General features: G+C 60.9%; 18 protein-coding genes and 1 pseudogene. 4 read left to right on the top strand and 15 right to left on the bottom strand.

Going from position 1 to position 20594, the window contains the following annotated elements:
* Window positions 1-8: 8 nt before the first annotated feature.
* The 14 genes from AC1DJO_RS21825 to AC1DJO_RS21760 form a co-directional block, all read right to left on the bottom strand.
* Entirely contained in the window at window positions 9-779 is a 771-nt protein-coding gene (locus AC1DJO_RS21825) for an ABC transporter ATP-binding protein (protein WP_112390038.1), read from the bottom strand.
* 11 nt (window positions 780-790) lie between these two features.
* On the bottom strand, window positions 791-1795 hold the full coding sequence (locus AC1DJO_RS21820; RefSeq protein ID WP_112390039.1) for an ABC transporter substrate-binding protein: 1005 nt from the start codon (window positions 1793-1795) through the stop codon (window positions 791-793).
* Window positions 1796-1851: 56 nt separating this feature from the next.
* Window positions 1852-2697 (bottom strand): ABC transporter permease, encoded by an 846-nt coding sequence (locus AC1DJO_RS21815; protein ID WP_112390040.1) that lies wholly within the window; start codon window positions 2695-2697, stop codon window positions 1852-1854.
* A gap of 26 nt (window positions 2698-2723) precedes the next feature.
* The gene (locus tag AC1DJO_RS21810) at window positions 2724-4070 is read right to left on the bottom strand and encodes an LLM class flavin-dependent oxidoreductase (RefSeq protein ID WP_477972841.1); all 1347 of its coding nucleotides are present in this window, start codon (window positions 4068-4070) and stop codon (window positions 2724-2726) included.
* A 361-nt stretch (window positions 4071-4431) separates the two neighbouring features.
* A complete protein-coding gene (locus AC1DJO_RS21805; protein ID WP_112390042.1) occupies window positions 4432-6045 on the bottom strand; it encodes a GMC family oxidoreductase in 1614 nt (537 codons plus the stop codon).
* 2 nt (window positions 6046-6047) lie between these two features.
* Window positions 6048-7577 (bottom strand): FGGY-family carbohydrate kinase, encoded by a 1530-nt coding sequence (locus AC1DJO_RS21800; RefSeq protein WP_477972839.1) that lies wholly within the window; start codon window positions 7575-7577, stop codon window positions 6048-6050.
* 31 nt (window positions 7578-7608) lie between these two features.
* On the bottom strand, window positions 7609-8451 hold the full coding sequence (locus AC1DJO_RS21795; protein ID WP_477831556.1) for a class I fructose-bisphosphate aldolase: 843 nt from the start codon (window positions 8449-8451) through the stop codon (window positions 7609-7611).
* Window positions 8424-10169, bottom strand: a complete 1746-nt coding sequence (locus AC1DJO_RS21790) for a glycerol-3-phosphate dehydrogenase/oxidase (RefSeq protein WP_112390045.1) — start codon at window positions 10167-10169, stop codon at window positions 8424-8426. The genes AC1DJO_RS21795 and AC1DJO_RS21790 overlap by 28 nt, the downstream gene beginning before the upstream one ends.
* Before the next feature lie 12 nt (window positions 10170-10181).
* Window positions 10182-11177: an aldo/keto reductase gene (locus AC1DJO_RS21785; RefSeq protein ID WP_112390046.1), complete on the bottom strand. Its 996-nt coding sequence runs from the start codon at window positions 11175-11177 to the stop codon at window positions 10182-10184.
* Window positions 11174-12178 (bottom strand): sugar-binding transcriptional regulator, encoded by a 1005-nt coding sequence (locus AC1DJO_RS21780; protein ID WP_112390047.1) that lies wholly within the window; start codon window positions 12176-12178, stop codon window positions 11174-11176. The genes AC1DJO_RS21785 and AC1DJO_RS21780 overlap by 4 nt, the downstream gene beginning before the upstream one ends.
* A 1-nt stretch (window position 12179) precedes the next feature.
* On the bottom strand, window positions 12180-13169 hold the full coding sequence (locus AC1DJO_RS21775) for an ABC transporter permease (RefSeq protein WP_112390048.1): 990 nt from the start codon (window positions 13167-13169) through the stop codon (window positions 12180-12182).
* 28 nt (window positions 13170-13197) lie between these two features.
* Window positions 13198-14742 (bottom strand): sugar ABC transporter ATP-binding protein, encoded by a 1545-nt coding sequence (locus AC1DJO_RS21770; protein WP_112390049.1) that lies wholly within the window; start codon window positions 14740-14742, stop codon window positions 13198-13200.
* 71 nt (window positions 14743-14813) lie between these two features.
* On the bottom strand, window positions 14814-15845 hold the full coding sequence (locus AC1DJO_RS21765) for a substrate-binding domain-containing protein (RefSeq protein ID WP_112390050.1): 1032 nt from the start codon (window positions 15843-15845) through the stop codon (window positions 14814-14816).
* A gap of 235 nt (window positions 15846-16080) precedes the next feature.
* Window positions 16081-17616 (bottom strand): DHA2 family efflux MFS transporter permease subunit, encoded by a 1536-nt coding sequence (locus AC1DJO_RS21760; RefSeq protein ID WP_112390051.1) that lies wholly within the window; start codon window positions 17614-17616, stop codon window positions 16081-16083.
* Between the two features lie 241 nt (window positions 17617-17857).
* On the opposite strand from AC1DJO_RS21760, the gene AC1DJO_RS21755 reads away from it, so the two are divergent.
* Window positions 17858-18328 (top strand): hypothetical protein, encoded by a 471-nt coding sequence (locus AC1DJO_RS21755; RefSeq protein WP_112390052.1) that lies wholly within the window; start codon window positions 17858-17860, stop codon window positions 18326-18328.
* 43 nt (window positions 18329-18371) lie between these two features.
* On the opposite strand, the gene AC1DJO_RS21750 is transcribed toward AC1DJO_RS21755, so the two are convergent.
* On the bottom strand, window positions 18372-18734 hold the full coding sequence (locus AC1DJO_RS21750) for a serine hydrolase family protein (RefSeq protein ID WP_405049671.1): 363 nt from the start codon (window positions 18732-18734) through the stop codon (window positions 18372-18374).
* Between AC1DJO_RS21750 and AC1DJO_RS21745 the strand changes: the two genes are divergently transcribed.
* From AC1DJO_RS21745 to ehuR, 3 genes and pseudogenes are all read left to right on the top strand, one after another.
* Window positions 18615-18896, top strand: coding sequence for a hypothetical protein (locus tag AC1DJO_RS21745; protein WP_310301249.1), 282 nt, complete (start codon window positions 18615-18617; stop codon window positions 18894-18896). The genes AC1DJO_RS21750 and AC1DJO_RS21745 overlap by 120 nt on opposite strands.
* Window positions 18871-18957 (top strand): annotated as a pseudogene (locus tag AC1DJO_RS21740) (ion channel); the annotation flags it as partial. The gene AC1DJO_RS21745 and the pseudogene AC1DJO_RS21740, both read left to right, overlap by 26 nt.
* Window positions 18958-19079: 122 nt before the next feature.
* Window positions 19080-20528, top strand: a complete 1449-nt coding sequence (gene ehuR / locus AC1DJO_RS21735; protein ID WP_112390054.1) for a MocR-like ectoine utilization transcription factor EhuR — start codon at window positions 19080-19082, stop codon at window positions 20526-20528.
* Window positions 20529-20594 lie beyond the last annotated feature (66 nt).

Here is a 20594-nt window from a genome sequence, read left to right as displayed (position 1 = left end):
GCGCGCCATCAATGCAGGCCAAATTCATTCAGCAATTGTTCGCGCAGCCGCACGAAGCGCGGCTCGCTGCGGTTTCGCGGCCTTGGAAGATCGACCTCGATCTCGCGCGTCCGCCCGCCTTTGTCCTTGGGCAGGATCAGCACCCTGTCGGCCAAATAGACGGCTTCCTCGAGATCATGCGTAACGAGGATCATCGTCACCCGCTCTTCGCGCCAGATGCGCGCCAGCTCCTCCTGCATGGTGATTTTCGTCATCGCATCGAGCGCTCCGAACGGCTCGTCCAGCAGCAGGATCTCGGGCTTGACGGCAAGCGCCCGCGCGATGCCGACGCGTTGCGCCATGCCGCCCGAAAGCTGCGATGGCAGGGCATCGGCAAAGTCGCTGAGGCCGACAAGCTTGATGTAATGCCTGGCGCTTGCACGGGCTTCCGACTTGCCTAGCCCACGATTTTCCAGCGGAAAGGCGACATTGTCGAGCACGCTCAGCCAAGGCAGCAGCCGCGGTTCCTGAAAGATAACCGCCCGGTCGCGGCCAACACCGCGAACCGGCTGCCTGTCTATCAGAACCTCGCCGCGATCGGCATCCTCAAGCCCCGCAAGCACCCGAAGCAGCGTTGTCTTGCCCGACCCTGATGCACCGACGATCGCAAGACTTTCCCCAGCGCGAATGTGATTGCTGACGCCCTGAAGCACGTCGAGACGACGGCCCTTGATCGAATAGGATTTCGAGAGGTTTCGGATCGTGACTTCGCCACGGACTGCCGGTTCGGCGATGCTCATCGCTTATCTCCTCAGTTCGCGACTGCGAAGTTGGCAGGATTGTAGAGAATATCCCCGGCCTTGAGCTGGCCCGGCTGAAGAACGCCGCCGCGTGCCAGGATGTCGATCCAGAACTGCAGATCGCGGGTCACCGCCTTGCCACCTTCGCGCACACCGTAGCCGGTGAAATACTGGGCGATATCGGCATTCTCACCGCGCGAAGCGAGCACCTTTGCGATGACGGCTTTCGTCTCTTCGGGATGCAGGCGCGCATATTCGAGGGCCGCTTCGGATTTTTCGACGAAGACCTTGGCAGCCTGCGGATGCTCCTTGATCCAATCGCGGCGCAGAACGACGAAGCCGCCGGCGATTTCGCCGAGAACGTCGGTATCCCCGAAGACCTTCTGCAGCGGGCCATTCTTCAGGGCAGCGCCTTCGAAGGTCTTCTGCCAATAGCCGAACGCGGAGATATCAACCTGCTTCGAGCGAAGGACCTGCTCGAGCTGCGGGCCCGGCACGACGACGAGCTTTGCGGCATTCTCGGGAAGGCCGACCGAATGGAGCGCCTCACGGACCGTGTAGTCCAGATGCGCACCAAGCGTGTTGACGGCGATCGTCTTGCCGGCAAGATCCTTGATCGAATGGATCGGGCTTCCCTCAAGCGTGTAGAAAATGCTTTCAGTCGTCTTGTTGATGCCGTTCGAAGCATAGGCCGCGATGAAATCATTGCCGCTGGCGACCGAATTCAAAACGGCTGCCGTCGCAGCGCTGCCGAGCTCGACATCGCCGGAGGCGAGTGCAAAGAGCGATGCCGGACCGCCCTGCGCGTAACCGACATTCTTGAGCGTGATGCCGGTGCCGTTGAAGTAGCCCAGCGCATCCGCCAGCTCGTGGGCAGCAAGGCCACCCTGGCTGGCAAGGAACCGGATCGTCACCTGCTCCGGTTCGGCAGCAGCAGCGAAACTGGTGGAAGCGGCAAGAAAGAGGCCGGCGGTGAGCGCGAGGGCGTGACCGCCGGAACGGCGCAGAATGTGCATTACAATCTCCTGAGTTTTGGTGGATCAGCGCTTTGTCGGGCTGAGAAGCATGCGTTTCAGTTCTTGACCCTGGTCCAACGGCAAAGCCGGGCCTGCAGGCGTTCGAGGACGAAGTTCGCGGATAGCCCGAGCAGTGCCAGAAGCAGGATCGCGGCAAACATCATCGGGATCTGGAAGTTGTATTGCGCATTCATGACCTGGAAACCGACGCCGGAATTCGCGCCGATCATCTCCGCAGCAATCAAGAGCAGGAGGGCCGTCGTGGCGGAAAGGCGCAGCCCGACGAAAATCTGGGGCAATGCAGCCGGCAGCACGACGCGGCGGAAGATGGTCAACCGGCCGGCGCCATAAACGCGTGCCATTTCGAGGAGCTTGGGATCAACCTGCTTCACCCCGCCGATCGTCGACAGGAGGATCGGGAACAGCGTCGCCCAGAAAATGACGAAGATCTTCGACGCTTCGCCAAGCCCGAGCAGCAGAATGAAGACAGGATAGAGCGCAAGCGCAGAGGTCTGGCGAAAAAGCTGGAGGATCGGGTCGAGAGCGCGCTCGATGACGCGGATCTGCCCCATGAACAGCCCGAGCGGGATACCGACGGCAGCCGCCGCTCCGAAGGCGATACCGGCCCGTTGCAGGCTGATCAGGATATCATTCGAGAAGGTACCAGCGGCAATTCCGTTCCAGAGCGCCTGGACAATGATGCTGAGCGGCGGCAGGACGGCCTTGTTGGTCCAGCCCATTGACGGTGCGATCTGCCAGAAGACGGCGAATGCGATGAGAAGCCCCCAGCGTGAGAAGATGTTTCCGGTGAAAGACAGAAACTCTCTGCCTGCCCCTTCCCGCCAGAAAGCTCCGGCCTGAAAGCCCTGCAATACGGCTGGCTGGTCATCATTGATTGCCATCTGCATATCTCCTTGTTGGCTTTTTGCTATTCTGCGGCTTCAGACGCTGCGCTTGCCCAGCGGGTATGCGGGAAAGGAAGGCCAAGATTGCCGCGGAGCGTGTTTCCCTCGTAGGCGGTGCGGAACAGGCCTCTGCGCTGCAGCTCCGGGATCACCAGATCGACGAAGTCTGTCAGGCCAGTGGGCAGCCACGGCGGCAGGATGTTGAAGCCGTCCGCGCCTTCATTTTCGAACCATTCCTGAAGCGTGTCGGCAATCTGCACGGCCGAGCCGACGATCGTGTAGTGTCCCCTTGCCGAGGCGATCCACTGGTAAAGTTGCCGGATCGAGAAGTTGTTTTCGTCGGCGATGCGGCGGATCAAGTCCTGGCGGCTTTTCATCCCTTCCGTCGGCGGCGCTGGCGGGAGTGGGCCATCGAGATCGGCGCCGGCAAGATCAAGCTCGCCGCCACTCAAGGCGTTGATGAGCGCAAGACCGTCTTCCTCGATGATCAAGCTCGTCAGACGTTCGTATTTTTCGCGCGCTTCGGCTTCCGTCCGGCCGACAAATGGCGAGACGCCCGGCATGACCAGAACATGAGCTGGATTGCGTCCATGCGCCCGGGCACGGGCCTTGATGTCGCGATAGAACTCTTGCGCGGTATCGAGCTTCTGGTGGGCGGTGAAAATCACCTCGGCGGTAGCCGCGGCAAGGTCGCGGCCGTCGTCGGACTGGCCCGCCTGAACGATGACCGGGTGACCCTGCGAGGAGCGGCTGACATTCAGCGGTCCCTCGACCTTGAAATGCTCGCCGCGGTGATCTGTGCGATGCACCTTGTTCACGTCGAAATAGACACCGCTTTCGCGATCGCGGATGAAGGCATCGTCCTCGAAGCTTTCCCAGAGCTTCTTGACGACACTCACGTGCTCGGCTGCGCGGCGGTAGCGTGCGGCATGGGGAAGCTGCTGGTCCCGGTTGAAATTCCGGGCTGCTGCTTCCGTCGCTGTCGTGACGACGTTCCATCCCGCTCGTCCGCCGGAAATCAGATCAAGCGAGGCGAACTTGCGGGCCACCGAATATGGCTCTTCATAGGTCGTCGAAGCCGTGGCGATGAAGCCCAGATGCTTGGTAAACGGCGCAAGAGCGGAGAAAAGTGTCACGGGTTCAAATCCGACGACCCTTGCGTTTCCGCCTTCGATGCCGCCGCCAAAGGCAACCGCGAGCCCGTCAGCCAGGAAATAGGCATCGAACAGACCGCGCTCGGCTTCTTGCGCGAGCTTGATATGAAACTGGAAGTTGGTTGCGCCATCGACCGGCTGATCCGGGTGCCGCCACGAAGCAATATGCTGGCCACCGCCAGGTAGAAACGCGCCCAATCTGATCTGTCGTGCCACCGAATTCCTCCTCGGTTCCATTTGCGATGGCTAAGGATCGGCCGTCGGAAGCATCGGAACGCGACATAAAATTCGATGAAATCTAGAAATTTGATAGGCTATTAATTCCTTCGCGTTCCCACCCGCTAAATTATTTTTCTAATTTGCCGGACATATCGGTAAAGGCGGCGAGCCGAATAGCTTCGCGGAAGGCGCAGTTCTCCCGAAGCTATCTCTATCGGGTGCTGCCTCGGACGATCAATTCAGGCTCCAGGGCGATGTCCGATACATTCGGCAAACCATCGTTGATGGCAAGAAGCACGCGTGATGTTTGCCTGGCGTGGCTCAATGTCTCGGGCGGTGCCGAAACACGCCAGCCCGGCTAATTGGCAATCATGTCGGCGGCCTTCTCGGCGATCATAATGACAGGTGAATTGGTATTGCCCGACACAATCGTCGGCATGACAGACGCATCAACGACCCTCAGCCCCACAATCCCTCTGACACGCAATTCCTGATCCACGACTGCATGCTCATCGCTTCCCATCCTGCACGTTCCAACCGGATGAAAAATCGTCGTCGCTATATCGCCCGCTCTCTGGATCAGGTCTTCGTCACTCTGAAACTCTGCGCCCGGCAGCATCTCCTTGGGCGCGAAGCGCGACACTGCCTTGGCCTGCATCAGACTGCGGGCATGACGGATCGATCTCGCCGCAACGATACGGTCGCCGGCGGTCGAGAGATAGTTTGGCCTTATATCCGGAACTGCCGACGTGTCTGGCCTTGAGATATGGACCGTGCCGCGGCTTTCGGGGCGGAGGTTACACACAGAGACCGTGACGGCAGGGAAGCGATGCAGCGGCTCGCCGAGCCTGTCGGTGCTGAGCGGCTGAACGTGATACTCAAGATCCGCGGTTGCCAGCGACGGATCGCTTTTTGCGAAGATGCCGAGCTGGCTCGGGGCCATGGAAAGAGGGCCGGAGCGGCGCAGTGCATATTCCAACCCCATTCCCGCGCGGGAAAGAAGGTTGTGATAGAGCTGGTTCAGCGTTCTTGCGCCTTCGATACGGAAGACCGTGCGGATTTGCAGGTGGTCCTGCAGGTTTTCGCCGACGCCATCAAGCGGGTGAACCACATCGATTCCGGCCGATTGAAGAACACCGGGTCTGCCGATCCCGGAGAGCTCCAATATCTTCGGCGAGTTGATCGCGCCGGCGGAAAGGATGACCTCGCGGCAAGCTTGCGCATGATGCATTTTACCGTTCGACCGGAAGCGGACGCCGGTGACCCGCCGGCCGTCGAACTGGAGTTTTTCCGTTTCCGCCGCGGTCAGGACGCGGAGATTGGGGCGTCTCATGGCGGGCCGGAGGAAGGCCTTTGTGGTGTTCCAGCGCATCCCACCCCGCTGGTTGACCTCGAAATAACCGGAGCCCTCGTTGTCGCCCCCATTGAAATCATCCGTCTTTGGAATGCCGAGTTCCTCGGCCGCATCCCGAAAGGCATCGAGAACGGGCCATGAGAGGCGCTGACGCTCCACCCGCCATTCACCGCCCGCGCCGTGGATTTCGGAACTTCCCCGGTAGTTGTCTTCCGACTTGCGGAAATATGGAAGGACGTCGTCCCAGCCCCAACCGGCATTGCCCGCCTGACGCCACCCATCATAGTCGGCGGCCTGGCCGCGCATGTAGATCATTCCGTTGATCGAGGAGCAGCCGCCGAGAAGCTTGCCGCGCGGATAGGGAAGCGAACGCCCGTTGAGGCCAGTCTCCGGCATCGTCGTCATCATCCAATCCGTCCGCGGATTACCCATGCAGAAGAGGTATCCGATCGGAATATGGACCCAGTGGTAACGGTCACTTCCGCCCGCTTCCAGAAGCAGAACGCGATTGTTTGGATTGGCCGACAGCCGGTTTGCCAAGACACACCCTGCCGATCCAGCGCCAACAATTATGAAGTCATAGGTTCCTGCATCAACCGGCGTCTCATCTCTGTGCATGGTCAAGCCGCGGCCTCCGCCGAAGCAGGAGGGACTGCCGTCAGCCGCCGCCAAAGGGGCGCCATCGCCTCGGCGATGTCGGTGTAGAGCGCGTAGCGTCGTGCATAATGCGCTTCCAGCGTGGTGTCCGGCCGGTAGTGCCGCTCAACGCGGACCATTACTTCGGCACCTGCTTCAAAGTCTGCGAAAAGACCGACGCCGGTGCCGGCCGCGATCGCAGCGCCAAGTGCGCCGGTCTCACGCGAGCGGGCAACGGTGACGGGAACGCCAAGCACATCGGCGAAGATCTGTGGCCAGATGAGGCTTCGCGATCCACCCCCTGACAGCACCGCTTCGTTGAAGACTGCGCCTGCCTTCCGGATCGTCTCGATATGCTGACGGTGACCGAACGCGACACCTTCGAGCACGGCGCGCACCAGATGGCCTTTGCTATGCCAACCCGCAATGCCGTAGAATCCGGCGCGCGCATGGCCGTCCTGCTGAGCACCATAGAGATAGGGGTGGTAGAGCGGATCGTCTGCGGCCGGATCGATCGCCCCAGCCAGCGCGCAGCATGCGTCAAATGGCGAACTGGCCGCTGAGTGATCGCCCTCGAAGAACTCCTTGACCAGCCATTCGAGATTGGCAGCTGAGGTAGCACTGTTCTCCATCGCCATGTAGCGGGTGCGATCGAAGGTCGATGACATGAAGACCGGCCCGTCGAGGTCAGGACCGCCAATGATAACCTGATTGATACTCCAGGTACCTGCGATGATCGACGCACTGCCGGTGCGCGACACGCCAGAACCGAGGGCCGACGCGACCACATCGAACAGCCCGCCGACCACAGGCGTGCCCGTGGCAAGTCCCGTTTGCCGGGAGACTTCTTCAGTCACCGTACCGGCGATATCCGCACTTTCGATCAGCGGCGGCAGGAGATCCATGTGGTCACCAAGACCGTAGGCCTCCATTAGTGCGGCGTCATAGCGACGCTCGGCAAGATTGAGCAGGCCAGCTCCGGACATATCGGACACATCGCTGACACGACGGCCGGTCAGCCGGTTGACGACGAAATCCTTGGAGAGGAAAACCGTGCCGATACGATTGAACAGGTCCGGCCGGTGACGCTTCAGCCAGGCCAGCAAGGTTGGCGTCTGCGATGGCCAGGGACTCTGCCGGGCGATCGGATGTGTCCGATCGCCGACGCCTTGCGACTGCCATTCCTCCACTAGAGCAGCGGCTCGCGTATCGAGCGATTGGATGCCGAGCAGCGGCTCTCCGCCCCGATCCAGTGCATAGAGGCCGTTTCCATGACCGGCACAGCCGACGCCGGCAATATCCCCGGGTTCGATGGCGGCCTGCTCAATGCAGCGGCGAATGACCTTGCGGGCATTCGACCAGAGTTCGTCGAGCCCACGCTCTACGTGGCCGGGATGGGGCATGCGGCTGTGTCCCTCCGCGGATGCGGCGGCAATTTCATTGCCCTCCGTGTCGAAAATCACGGCCTTGATGACCGTGTTGCCGGCGTCCAGCCCCAGTAGATAACGTGCCATGCGGAACCCCTCCCAAGGTTCTTGTTCACTCTTAGCCGCGCTGATAAAGCTCGAAGGCATCTTCGCCGCCAGCATCGTCATGCACGATCGCCATCAATCCTCGAACAACCGCGCTGGGGTTGGCGTGCTGATAGATGTTGCGCCCATAGACCATGCCGACCGCGCCCTGCCGCATCAAGGCCGCCGATTTGCCAAAGACGGCACGAAGGTCTTCCTTGCCGCCGCCACGCACCAGCACCGGGCACCGCGCCGCCTCGACAACCCGGTGATAATCCTCGGCATTGGTCGTCGGGTCTGCCTTGACGATATCGGCTCCCATCTCACGGGCAAGGCGGGTCAGGGTGACGATCTTGTCGGCGTCACCGTCCACCATATAGCCGCCGGCCTTGTCGACCGGCTGCATCACCAGCGGTTCGATCATCAGCGGCATGCCGTATTTGTCGCAATCCGCACGGATGCGGGCGATGTTCTGGACACATTGGCGGAACAGATCCGGCTCATCCGGCAGCATGAACAGATTGACGACGACACAGGCCGCGTCCATCTCGATGGCGCCGATCAGAGGTTCCGCCTCGTTCTGCAGCACGGCCCACATGTGGCGGTGGCGCGTGCTGTTGTACGGATTGCCCATATCGACGCGCATGACCAGCGCCGGCTTGTCCTTGCCCGCAACATCCTGCAGCAGGTCGGCCTGGCCGTAATTCATCTGGATTGCATCGGGTGCCGCATCGACCAGAGCCTTGACCACCGTTTGCATGTCTTCCAAGCCGCTCAGAAACGACGGCTCGTTGCACACTCCATGATCGATCGCCACGTCCAGGCAACGGCCACCACCGAACAGTCTGTTCATCCGGACTTTGCTGTTGTTTCGCATTCCATGCTCCTTTGTTCATTCCGTTCGAAAAGTGTGCTTTCGGCAACGCCGTGACGTTCGCGCAAGAGGGTGAGAAAGCGGGCGCGTTCGGCCTCGCGCTGCGCCGGTGTCCAGGATCTCTCGGTTGCAAGAAGATCGAGCACGGCATCCACCATTTGCAGGGACAGGTTGCCGCTTATGGCAAGCGTCGTTCGCCTGAGAAGCACATCGTCCAGCCGTTCGACCGCTTCGTTGCGGATAAGGAAAAGCAGTTCGCGCGCCGAGTAGTCTGCATGCGGCATGCTTGCATCGGGTGCGGCTGCGATGAAGCTCGCGATCGCCTCCGCCTCTGTGCCGTAGCGAGAAAAAAGCGCTGCCATGCGCGCCGCGGGGAGCCCTTTTCCCGCCGCGGCTTCAGCGATCCAGGCTGCACGATCGAGTGGAAATCTCCGCCCGCCGCCGATTGCCCGGTCAGCGGTCGAGATCTGCCGCTGCCTGCCCAGCCGTTCCAGCGCGATGTCTGCTGCCAGTTCGCCGAAGGACCGGAACGTCGTCCATTTGCCGCCGATCATGCACACCACCGCCGCACCACCGTCATCGGCGTCGATGACCGTGCAGAAATGATCGCGTGGGATTCGGCCGGTGAAACTGTCCGTGCTCGCCGGCAGCGGCCGCACGCCGGAGAACTGAAAGCTGATCTCTTCCAGCCGGATCTCGATCCCCGGCAGGACGAAGGCAAGCGACTGGAGGATATAGTCGCGCTCGTCGGCCTCGCAGCGCACCGGTTCCGGGTCTTCGACGCGAATATCAGTGGAGCCGACCAGCACCTTGCCCAGATAGGGAAACAGGATGCAAATCCGGCCATCCTCGTTTTCGTAGTAGATCATGTGGCCGGCAAGCGCATCGTAGAGAGCCGTATTGTCGATGATGAGATGCGAGCCCTTGGTTCCTCCCATCAGAGGTGCCGGGCGGGCATCCGGCGTAAGGAGCGTGTTGTTGGTAATGTCGATCCATCCGCCCGTTGCGTTGATGATGAGTGACGGCTCGATCGCCACCGACCTGCCGTCGATACTGTCGCGGAGGGCATAGCCGCCGTCTTTCCCGGTGATCTCCGCGTAGTTCAATGCACGCGCCTGTGGTTGCGCCGACAATCCGTCTTCCAGCAGTTCGATGCCAAGCCGCTCCGGGTGGCTCACCCAGGCGTCGTAGTAAGTTGCGGAGCTTCGGATATCAGGATTGAGCGCCGGCCACCGGGCGAGAGTGGCCCGCCGGCTGCGAAACTGGTGGAACGGCATCATGGCCCGCTCGCGGATCAGGAAGTCATAGATGCTGAGCCCCGCCTTGATCGCAACAGCGCCGCGGCGGCTTGGCCGGCGGGTCAATCCCAGGAAGCGGACGATGCCGTTGCCGAGCCCCGAGAAGATATCGAAAACCGGCACGGTCGTCGGCAGAGGGGCAACATAGTGCGGGGCGTTGCGCAGCAGCCGGTCACGCTCCATCAGCGATTCCTGCACCAGCTTGAATTCGCCATTCTCCAGGTAGCGAAGGCCGCCATGCACCATGCGTGACAACGCCGCGCTCGCACCCGAGCAGTAGTCGTGCCTCTCGACGAGAAGCACATTGACGCCCTGCAGCGCCAACTCCCGGAAGACGCTGATGCCGTTGATACCGCCGCCAATGACACACACGTCCACTTTCGGGCTTTGGCGAAGCCCGTCCAACGTCTCTTCACGATTCATGATGGCGATCCGTTACCTGTCCATATCGGTCAGTTTCGCTGAGATGGCTGCGTCGATGGCCGACTGATCTTCCGCGTCCAGCCGTATGGTTCCGGCCCGGGCATTGTCGATCGCCTGTGCCGGATTGCGGGCGCCGCAAAGCGCGAAAGTGACGCCGGGCTGGGCAAGCGTCCAGGCGATGACCGTCTGCGCGATGCTGGCCCTGTGCTTGTCGGCGACCGGCCGGATGGCCGTGGCAAAAGCCAGCGCCTTCTCGCGGTTAGCCACAGAGAAACGCGGATTGTCCCGCCGTTGGTCATCCCCGGAAAAGACCCGCTCAGGCCCAATCGCGCCGGACAGTAGGCCAAGCGCCAGAGAAGAATAGCTCAGCGTCGCGATGCCGTTTGCGCCGGTCAGCGGCAACAGATCGGCCTCGATCTCCCTGTCGATGATGCTGAAACGCTCCTGGATGGCATCCAGGCCACCGGCGGAGATGTAAGCCTTGAGTTCGTCGGCGCTGACGTTGCTGGCGCCGATCGCGCGGATCTTGCCCGATGTTTTCAGGTCTTCGAGCGCCCGCATCGTTTCTTCGATCGGCGTCGTCGGGTCCTGCCAATGGGTGATGTAGAGGTCGATATAGTTGGTGCCGAGGCGGCGCAGGCTCTCTTCGACTTCATGGAAAATCGCATCCCGGCCGAGATAGCGGTGAACAGGCTTGCCGTCCTGATCGAAGAAATGCTTTCCCTTGTCCGTATGCCAGACCAGGCCGCACTTCGTTGCGATGACCGCCTTGTCGCGGCGGCCGGCGAGCGCCTTGCCAACGATTTCTTCCGACCGGCCGAGACCATAGGCCGGCGCCGTGTCAATCAAGGTCACACCGGCGTCGAGCGAGGCCTGGATCGCGGAGATCGATTCCGCCTCGTCCGTGCCGCCCCACATCCAGCCACCGATAGCCCAGGTGCCAAGGCCGACCGCCGAGGCGGCGACGCCCGAAGATCCGATTTCGCGTATCAATTGCTGCCCGCTCATGCGCGTCGTCCTTCCGAGCTTGCAAGCGCCAGAACGCGTGCACCGGTTGCCTCGTCGGTGACCAGCGTATCGAGATGGTGGCCGCGCATGACGCTGAGGATAGGACCCGCCTTGTTCGGCCCGCTTGCCACGCCGATCTTCGTCGGGATCGACGCGAATTCCGGCAGCGTCAGCGACACGAGAGAACGGTTGAGGCTGTAGTCGCAGATATCGCCTGCGTCATCGAGCAAGTGAGCAAGCAGTTCGCATGAGGCACCCGAGCGCTCGATCGCGGCGCGGTCGGTGCTGGAAGACGGATGGAGATCGTAATAGCTGGAGTCGTCGGAGAGGATCGAGCCGATGCCGACGATCGCCACCTTGGCCTCACGCGCCCTTTTGAAGACATCGGCAACCGAACGCATGTTGATCAGCATGCCGCGCTCGGCTGCGCTATCGGCAAAGAGAGGCGCGTGGATCTGGTATGACCGGCCACCCAGCCTATCCGCCATCATCGTCGAGACGTGGTTCACATCGGTATAGTGCTTGCCCTGCACACATCCCGTTGCCGGAATGACTTCGACGTCGAAACGGCGCGGCGCCTGAAGACCGGCAACGACAGCGCTGACGCCCTTGCCACCGGTGATGCATATCGTGTCCCCGTCGGCAATCTGCTCCAGAAGCAGACGTGCTGCCGCCTCGCCAACCGCCTGCAAAGCCGTCTGCGGATTGTCGGAGACGGTCGGCACCACGATGGCACGGCTGATGCCGCCGAGCGCCAGAAGCTGTTCTTCCATGTCGACCAACGGCTCGACCGGCGATTTGATCTTGATTTCAACGAGGCCGAGCTGGCGCCCGCGCTTGATCAGCCGGTTGACGGTGGCATGCGAGATGCCAAGCCGGTCGGCGATTTGCGCCTGCGTCAGTCCTTCAAGAAAGTGCAGCACAAGAGCTTGATGCATCTGCCGCGCAATGACGATTTCTTCGCGCGGTGCGGCGGGAGATTTCGGTTTTGCAATCCGCATGTCAGATAGCCTTCCGCTTGTGAAGGAAATGGTCGATGGAAACCGCCGCCAGCAGAATGCAGCCCTTGATCATGTCCTGCCAGTAAACCGAGACATCGAGCAGGATCAGCGAGCTGGTGACGACCGAAAGAAGCGCAATGCCGAGGATAGCGCCCAGGATCGTCCCGGAACCGCCGCTGAGAGATGCACCGCCGATAACAGCTGCCGCGATGATGTTAAGCTCCATGCCGACGCCGAAGGTCGGGGTGGCCGCACCAAAGCGCGACATGTAGATGACGCCGGCGACACCTGACAGCGTGGCGCAGAGAACCGTCACCCAGAACTTCACCTGGTCTGTCTTGATCCCGGAATAGAGCGCTGCCTTTTCATTGCTGCCGGTATAGAAAACCTTGCGGAAGGCGGTCGCCCGGCGCAGCAGAAAATCGAAGATGGCAACGACCGCCACGAAGATCAGGATGACGTAAGGCACCCCGTAGAAGGTTCCCTGCCCGATCGCCTTGAACGACGGTGGCAGCGTGAACAGCGAGAGCGGCGTTCCCTTTGTGATGATCAGGCAGACCCCACGCACGATGACCATCGCCGCGAGTGATGTGATGAAATGGTTGAGCCCGATGATCGTGACAAAGAAACCCATCGCGCAACCGATCAGCGCGCTCGCGAGAATTCCGATCAGCGACGCGCTCCACGGATCGAGGCCCATGAGAAACAATGAGCCCGACAGCACCATCGAGAAACAGACGACGGACCCGACGGAAAGATCGATACCGCCGACGATCAGAAGGATGGTCATGCCGACCACAACGATGCCTTCCACCGAGAAGGACATCAGCATGGCCCTGAAATTGCCGAGCGTCAGAAAGTGTGGAGAGGCGAAACTCATGAGTACGCACAGTGCGAGAATGATGGCGATCAGCCCCGCCTCCCGCATCGTTCCGAATCTCTTCCAGGAAGAGGGCCGCTCCTTCGCCGCCGCCAATGCGTGATCTGTCATTGTTTGGTCTCCTGCCCCTGCTTTTTCTTCAGACGGCATGCTCTGATGCCCTTGTTGTGAAGTGTTGCCGCGTGCCGACACCGGAGGCCAGCCGCATGATCGCCTCTTCGGTCATCGCCTCGCCTTCGAGTTCGCCGGCAACCCGGCCTTCGTGGATGACGACCGCCCGGTCGCAAAGACCGAGCAGCTCGGGCAGCTCCGAGGTGATGACGACGATGCCGATCCCGGACCGCGCGAGATCGCGAAGCAGCCGGTGAATCTCGGACTTGGCGCCGACGTCGATACCGCGGGTCGGCTCATCCATGAGGATAACTTTCGGATCGACTGCCAGCTGCTTGGCGATCGCCACCTTCTGCTGGTTGCCGCCGGAAAGCGATGAGACCGGCATGTCGATGCCACCCATGCGGACGCCCAGGCGGCGCGCGAGATCCGTTGCCCGTTCTGCCTCCGCCTTCGTGTTCAGGAGCCCGAACCGCCCGGTCAGCGATTTCAGATCGAGAGCGGCGATATTCTGCGCGATCGACAGATCGAGGAAGACGCCAGAACCCTTGCGATCCTCCGACAGATAGACCACGCCCGCCCGAACCGCATCTGCATAGGATGCCGTCCGCAATGCCTTGCCTTCCAGCTTGACGTCGCCTTCGGTTACTGTGCGCAGGCCACAGATTCCTTCCGCGATCTCCGTCCGGCCGGAGCCGATCAGACCGCCGATCCCCAGGATTTCCCCCTTCCGCAGCTCGAAGCTGACATCATGGAAGCGCTTGCCGTCGCCGAGATCGCGGATGGACAAAATGGGCTCTCCCCCGCGCTCGGAAACAGGCTGCTTTTCGGGATAGAGCTGCGTGATTTCGCGGCCGACCATACGGCGTACAATGTCTTCCGACGTGATTTCGGACACGTTCTCCGTCGAAACATAACGTCCGTCGCGAAAGACGGTGACCCGGTCGCAGAGACTGAAGATCTCGGCCATGCGATGGCTGATATAGACGATCGATATGCCCTGGGCTTTCAGATCGTTGATGATGCCAAACAATACTTGCGCTTCAGCCTCGGTCAACGCCGCCGTCGGCTCGTCGAAGATCAGGACGCGGCAGTCGAGCGTCAGCGCCTTGGCGATCTCGACCAGCTGCTGGCTCGAGATCGGCAGATCGCAGACCTTCTGGCGGACGTCGATCGGAGCAAGGCGGTTCATCACCGCCTGCGCCTCGCGCTCCAGCCTGGCGAAATTCATGAAGGGCGAGCGGCGGCGGTTGGTTGCCGCCATGAACATGTTCTCGGCAACCGTCGCATCCGGGCAGAGCGCGATTTCCTGGTGAACGAGGCCGATACCCAGCGACTGGGCAAAGGCAGGGGAAGCGATCTTGACCGCTGCGCCATCGACAAGGATTTCTCCCTCATTCGGCTGCAATACGCCGGCGATGATGTTCATCAACGTCGATTTTCCCGCGCCATTCTCACCGCAGAGAGCATGAACCTCGCCCTTTTCAAGGGAAAACGTCACCTCTGTCAGGGCCTTGATCACGCCAAAGCGTTTGCTGACATTGCGTATCTCCAAGACCGGCGCGTGAACCATGACAATCTCCCTCCTTCCTGCTTTGCGTGGCTGCCCGGAATCTCCTCATCCCGGGCAGCCTTGCTGAAAGCTTATTCCTCGATACCCTTGGTACCACGGCGCTTCAGATACTTGTCCCAATAGAAATCATCGGCATTGGCAGCCGTCACGATCGACAGGCCGTTGTCGACGAAGGGAATGCTCATCGGGTTGAAGCCCGAACGCTTGGCATCGTTCATCGGATCGATCAGTTCGGGATGCTTGGCAAGCCAAAGCATCATGAAGCCCATGTAGCCCTGCATGCCCTGGTTCGGATTGATCGAACCGAACACTTCGCCTGCCTTGATCATGTCGAGAATATTGGCGTTGACGTCGGCGCACATCACCAGGATCTTGCCGCCGCTTTCCTTGTTGGCCTGAGCCGCACCGATTGCAGAGTTCGCTTCCGGCATGAAGACGGCGTTGAGGTTCGGATGTGCCTGAACCAGGCTCATCAGGCCCTGGTAGGCCTTGTTCGGATCCTGGTTCGAAGCAGCCCGGCCGACGAGCTTCATGTCCGGATATTTTTCATCCATGCGGGCGATGAAGGCGGCAATGCGCTTGTCGTGGTTGTCCTGCCCGGGATTTTCCAGAACCGCATACTCGCCCTTGCCACCCAGTTTCTCGGCAATCGCATCGGCGGCATAGGTGCCTTCGCGCGTGTTGTCCGAGGTGATGAAGGAAATGCGCTTGGAAAGCGGTGAATCCGCCGCGAAGGTGACAACGGCCGTGCCCTGGTCGATCGCCCGGTTGATCGGCTCGATGAAGGGGTCGGAATTCATCGGGTGAACGAGAATTCCGGCTGGGTTCTGAGCCAGAGCCTGATCGAAGGTCGCGATCTGCTTGTTGACGTCATATTCCGGTGTGCCGGTATAGGCGGTCTCGCAACCAAGCTGCTGACCTGCCTGCTTGAACATTTCATAGACCGGAAACCAGTATTCGACGCCCGAAACCATAACGTTCATGACGTATTTTTCGCCCGGCTTGCAACGAAACGGGTTATCCGTTTCCGCTGCCGATGCCGCAGTGCTCAATGTCGCGGCAGCCAAAAGGGCTATCGCAGTCGTTCCTAGAAAATTGCGCAAAGTTCCTCCTCGAGGCCGAAGCCCCTCCCAAAAAGCCGATGGCGCGCTTGCGCCTTTTTAGTGAAACCGGATTTCCTCCTCGAACGCCGGTAATGTCAGTTAGCTTGAGGCAATGAGTACTGTCAATATAATTCACGCAATGAAATATATTTCATAAAGAAGCCGAGAAGTGAGGCCTTAAACCGTGGAATGTTTTGGTGGACAAGTATTCCGCGCTTGATCACAGCTTGCCGCATCAGCCGGCCGAAGCAACTCTTCGGGCAAAGGGCAGACACAGCATCGCGCACGCCGTAAGAACGGCCATGACCATCCATGCCTCGTTGAGGGCCAGAACGGTTGCCGCGGTTTGCACAAGCGGGTCGATCGCCGCCATCGTCTCCTCGCTCAGCGGTCCTTTTTGATCGGCGATCATTTGCATTGGAATTCCGGCGAATGCCGCGGCCTTTACATCCCCAGCCTGCAGCCGCACCAAAAGCGCCTGCCCCAGCGGATCCGACCGGGTATAGATGATCGTGTCGGTTAGGGCGATGCCGATGGCACCGCCGAGGTTGCGCATCAGGTTGAAGAGCCCGCTCGCATCCGGGACCCGGTCTGGTGGCAGCGTTCCGAGCGCCAGGCGCGTTGGCGGCAGAAGGCAAAACATGATCGCGGCGCCGCGGACAACCTGCGGCCAGAACATCGCATCGTAATCGGAACGTGGATCCTGGAAGGCACTCATGGCGATACCCGCCGCAAACAGCGCAAAGCCGAAGGCAGATAACAGCCTGGCATCCACGCGCTTTTCCAGCGCCACGGCGATCGGTGCCGTCGCAAGCTGGGTTATCCCGGTGACAAGCATGGCCATGCCGATCTCCAGGGCGTTATGTCCGCGGACAAAAGCCAGAAAGACCGGCATCAGATAGACCGATCCGAACAGGCCGATGCCGAGGATGAAGCTGAGGATCGATCCCGCCAGGAAGTTCCGGTCGCGGAAATTGTTGAGGTTCACCAGCGGCCGCGACCGGCGCAACGTCCGCGCGGCGAAGGCAAATCCCGATCCGATCGACAAGATGAGAAGCGAGATGACGTAGAGCGACCCCCAGCCGCTGGTCGGAGCCTCCTTCAAGGCGATTTCCAGTGATGCGAGGCTCGCCGCCATCAGCATAAGCGCTGATATGTCAAGGTTTCGGAGCTCGGAAATGTCGCCGGTTTCCCGCGGCAGCGATCGCGCGGCAACCAGTGCCGCGAGGATGCCAGGGATGACGTTGACCAGAAACAGCCAGTGCCACGAATAGGTCTCTGTCAGCCAGCCGCCGACGATAGGCCCGACCGTCGGCGCGAGAACCGCGAGGACGCCGGCAATAGTCGTCGCAATTGTCTGCCGCTCCGCGGGGAAAAGGATGAAGACCGCCGAGAATACCGAGGGGATCAATGTGCCGCCGGAGAAGCCCTGAAGAACGCGCCAGGCAACGAGGCCGTCAAAACTGCCGCTCGTGGCGCAGCCGGCCGACGCGACAACAAAGAGGCTCAGGGAGGCGACGAACAGCCACCGCATGCTGAGGAGGCGCGTCAGAAAACCGGTCAGGGGTATCGCGACCACTTCAGCGATCAGGTAGGCGGTCTGTATCCAGCTCATCTGGTCCGGGTCGATTGCCAACGCTGACTGGATTGTCGGCAGCGAAGTCGCAACGACTTGAACGTCGAGGATGGCCATGAACATGCCTATGCACATCGCCAGAAAGCCGGTCCACACGAGCACGGGCTTCGAACTGGCGTCTGCAACATCAGGCATTGTCTGGCCCTCCAGAGAGCCGCGTTATCGATCCGATTGGCGCACCGTCAGCGTCACGGCATTGGCAATCGAAAACAAGAGGGCATCGAGCCGCAGATCCGAAGGCGAGGACGAACCTCTCCTGCCACAATGGCATGGCCCTATACGCGCCGATAGCTAGCGGATGAAACGATCATCCCAGGCCCCAGCCTTGCATGTCCGGGCCAATGACACTAGGTCATCATCAAAGGGGCATCGCCAGATGATATTGTTGATCGTTGCCGTCGTTGTATTTGTTGTTTTCTTCTTTCTGTTTCCCCGGCCTGCATTATTTGCTCTTGCGGTCTTCATTGTCGCCGGCGGGGGCATTGCCGCATATTTTTACTCCCAACAGTCCGGTCGCGATGACATGGCAAGGCTCGTGGTGGGCAAGAGTTCAACGCGCGGCTGTGAGACAGCGGACAAGCCGGTTTTCGTCGAACTTTCCAACGGATCGGACCGCGCGATCAACACGGTGCGTTTTCGCCTGATCGCCAAACGTCCAGGTTTCAGCATCGAAACCTACTCGGACTACCTGTCCAGCTACAAGATCATCGGACCGCATGAGACCTACGGCACGTGCTGGGCGCTCAATTCGTATCGCGGCCTTCAAACCCTGCCTGGCAACCCGTCGCCGGGCGACCTGGATTGGTCGGTCGAAATCTCATCCGTCGAATTCGCCGGGGACAATTGACGCCGCCGGCGGGCGAGCTTCCGCCGCCTGCGTTACCACCGCCCTATCCAGCGATCTCCGCAATCGCATCGAATAGCGCCATATTCATCTGCTTCAGGCCATCATCCACCGGATTCGGCTGTGACGAGAATTTGACGATCACGAGGTCTGCGCGCGGGTTGACGAAGAGCCATTGGCCGTGGATGCCGAGTGCGAAGAAGGCGCCGTCGGCGTTGCCGGTCTGGTACCATTGGTTCCGGTAGGAGCCGGAGGGGAGCCAGGGGGCGAAGTTGCCGGTTGTCCAGGCATGACGGCTGCCGCCGGTCGTGGTGTAGCGGATCCAGTCCGCGGGAATGATCTGTTTTCCGTCGCGTGCGCCGCCGCGGCGGATCAGATCGCCAAGACGGTCGAAGTCGCGCGCGGACAGGAACAGGCCGCCGCCGGCGCGCGCCGTGCCTTCCAGGTCGACGGTGATCCGGGCATGGGTCCGCTCAGCGGCACCATCGTGTTAGATAGCGAAGCCCTTACCAGGACAGGCTCCGTCATTCAGTCGTTCTTCGATAAGAGCGGGAGGCGAAGGCTTCGTTGATGCGCTCTACTTCACCGTCGTGACCGTGACGGCGGCGGGGTTTGGAGACATCACGACGCCGAAATCATGAATATACCGGACGAAGGGTCGTGAGGAATGCCGCTCACTATGCTCGGCGCTTCATCTTTTTGTTCGGAACGTGCATAATGTCATGAAATACTTTCCGTTAGAACGAGACAATTCATGCGCCGCCAAGCCAATCCGCTCGCCACAAAACCAATTTCCGCGACAAAACCGGTCAATTGGCGCCCGAGCCTAGCAAAGCAAAAGGGCGAGACGAAGCATTCGGCTCTGACCGAGCGTATCATCGCCGATATCGATTCCGGCCTTCTCAAGCCGATGGATCGGATGCCGACACATCGCGATCTGGCGCGCGAAATCGGGCTGTCGGTCCAGACCGTCAGCCTCTCCTACAAGGAAGCAGAAAGGCTCGGCTATCTCAGTGGCGAGATCGGCCGTGGCACCTTCGTCAGGCCGCGCGTGACCGACCGCGCAGGCCGGATGATGCTCGACCACAGCGAAAACGAAGTGCTAGACCTTTCCATCATCCGCGCCGTCTATCTAGACGCGCATGAGGACGCTTCCCGCGAAATCTTCCGCGAGCTCGCAGACAGCGATATCGCCAGCTTCATGCGGCCCTGCCGTCCGATCGCCGGGCTCGACCGCCATCGCGAGACAGCGCAGCTCTGGCTGCGGCCGATGGGCGTCAGCGCCGGCGCCGAGCGCATCCTGGTGACCAACGGAGCGGCGCATAGCATCTTCCTTGCGCTCAGCTGCATCATCCGCTCCGGCGATGTCGTGCTGTGCGAAAATCTCACCGATCACGGCATCATCGGCCTGTCCAATATCCTCGGCTTCAGCCTGAAGGGATTGCCCACCGATGCTGAAGGAATTTTGCCCGATGCCCTGGAAGCCGCCTGCGCCGCGGGTAGCGTACGGGCCTTGGTCCTCATTCCGACGCTTAACAATCCGACCAGCCACGTTGCCGGCGCGGCGCGCAGGCGCGCGATCGCCGAGATCGCCCAGCGTTACGGCGTCTTCGTCGTCGAAGATGAGGTCTACAGGCTGATGATCGAGGAGGACCTGCCCTCGATCAGCGAGCTGCTGCCTGACCTCGGTTTCTTCGCCACAAGCTTCACCAAGACGGTGCTGACGGGCCTCAGGGTCGGATATCTCGTCGTCCCACCCGCCTATTCCATCCGCGCGGCCTCCATTCTGCGCGTGTCGAGCTGGAGCGGCACCTACCTGACCGCCGAAATCGCCACGCGCTGGGTCGAGAACGGCACGGCGCAGCATTTGCTGACAATACAGCGGGAGGAAGCACGCGCGCGCCAAACCATCGCCGCCGAAATCCTCGGCGCCCATTTCGCATCCAGCCACCCGCTGTCACTCTGCGCCTGGCTGAAAGTGCCTGAACATTGGACCGAGGACGGCCTGGTGCGCTCCCTCGCCAACCAGAAGGTCGCTGTCACGCCATCGGAGCCTTTCATTGCAGGCCCCGGCCACGGCGGCGGCATCCGCATCTGCCTTGGCGGACGAATGAGCCACAAGAGCCTCAGGAAGGCGCTGGCGACCGTGCGGCAGGCCTTCGAGCAGCTGCCGCCCGTCTATGACGTTGGTTCCATCGGCTGACGTCCGGCTCTTGGCACAATCATTGAATCATTACAATATAATAATTGACATGATTTTACTTCGCTC

Source organism: Rhizobium sp. 05N430 (assembly GCF_056396985.1).
This window is presented reverse-complemented; position numbering and strand designations above follow the sequence as displayed.

Bases quoted from the DNA above. Each gene is read 5' to 3' on its own strand.
- AC1DJO_RS21790 (WP_112390045.1), bottom strand. From the start codon at position 10,169: ATGAATCGTGAAGAGACGTTGGACGGGCTTCGCCAAAGCCCGAAAGTG.
- AC1DJO_RS21825 (WP_112390038.1), bottom strand. From the start codon at position 779: ATGAGCATCGCCGAACCGGCAGTCCGTGGCGAAGTCACGATCCGAAAC.
- AC1DJO_RS21785 (WP_112390046.1), bottom strand. From the start codon at position 11,177: ATGAGCGGGCAGCAATTGATACGCGAAATCGGATCTTCGGGCGTCGCC.
- AC1DJO_RS21770 (WP_112390049.1), bottom strand. From the start codon at position 14,742: ATGGTTCACGCGCCGGTCTTGGAGATACGCAATGTCAGCAAACGCTTT.
- AC1DJO_RS21760 (WP_112390051.1), bottom strand. From the start codon at position 17,616: ATGCCTGATGTTGCAGACGCCAGTTCGAAGCCCGTGCTCGTGTGGACC.
- AC1DJO_RS21755 (WP_112390052.1), top strand. From the start codon at position 17,858: ATGATATTGTTGATCGTTGCCGTCGTTGTATTTGTTGTTTTCTTCTTT.
- AC1DJO_RS21775 (WP_112390048.1), bottom strand. From the start codon at position 13,169: ATGACAGATCACGCATTGGCGGCGGCGAAGGAGCGGCCCTCTTCCTGG.
- ehuR (WP_112390054.1), top strand. From the start codon at position 19,080: ATGCGCCGCCAAGCCAATCCGCTCGCCACAAAACCAATTTCCGCGACA.
- AC1DJO_RS21815 (WP_112390040.1), bottom strand. From the start codon at position 2,697: ATGGCAATCAATGATGACCAGCCAGCCGTATTGCAGGGCTTTCAGGCC.
- AC1DJO_RS21795 (WP_477831556.1), bottom strand. From the start codon at position 8,451: ATGCGAAACAACAGCAAAGTCCGGATGAACAGACTGTTCGGTGGTGGC.
- AC1DJO_RS21800 (WP_477972839.1), bottom strand. From the start codon at position 7,577: ATGGCACGTTATCTACTGGGGCTGGACGCCGGCAACACGGTCATCAAG.
- AC1DJO_RS21745 (WP_310301249.1), top strand. From the start codon at position 18,615: ATGACGGCTGCCGCCGGTCGTGGTGTAGCGGATCCAGTCCGCGGGAAT.
- AC1DJO_RS21820 (WP_112390039.1), bottom strand. From the start codon at position 1,795: ATGCACATTCTGCGCCGTTCCGGCGGTCACGCCCTCGCGCTCACCGCC.
- AC1DJO_RS21805 (WP_112390042.1), bottom strand. From the start codon at position 6,045: ATGCACAGAGATGAGACGCCGGTTGATGCAGGAACCTATGACTTCATA.
- AC1DJO_RS21780 (WP_112390047.1), bottom strand. From the start codon at position 12,178: ATGCGGATTGCAAAACCGAAATCTCCCGCCGCACCGCGCGAAGAAATC.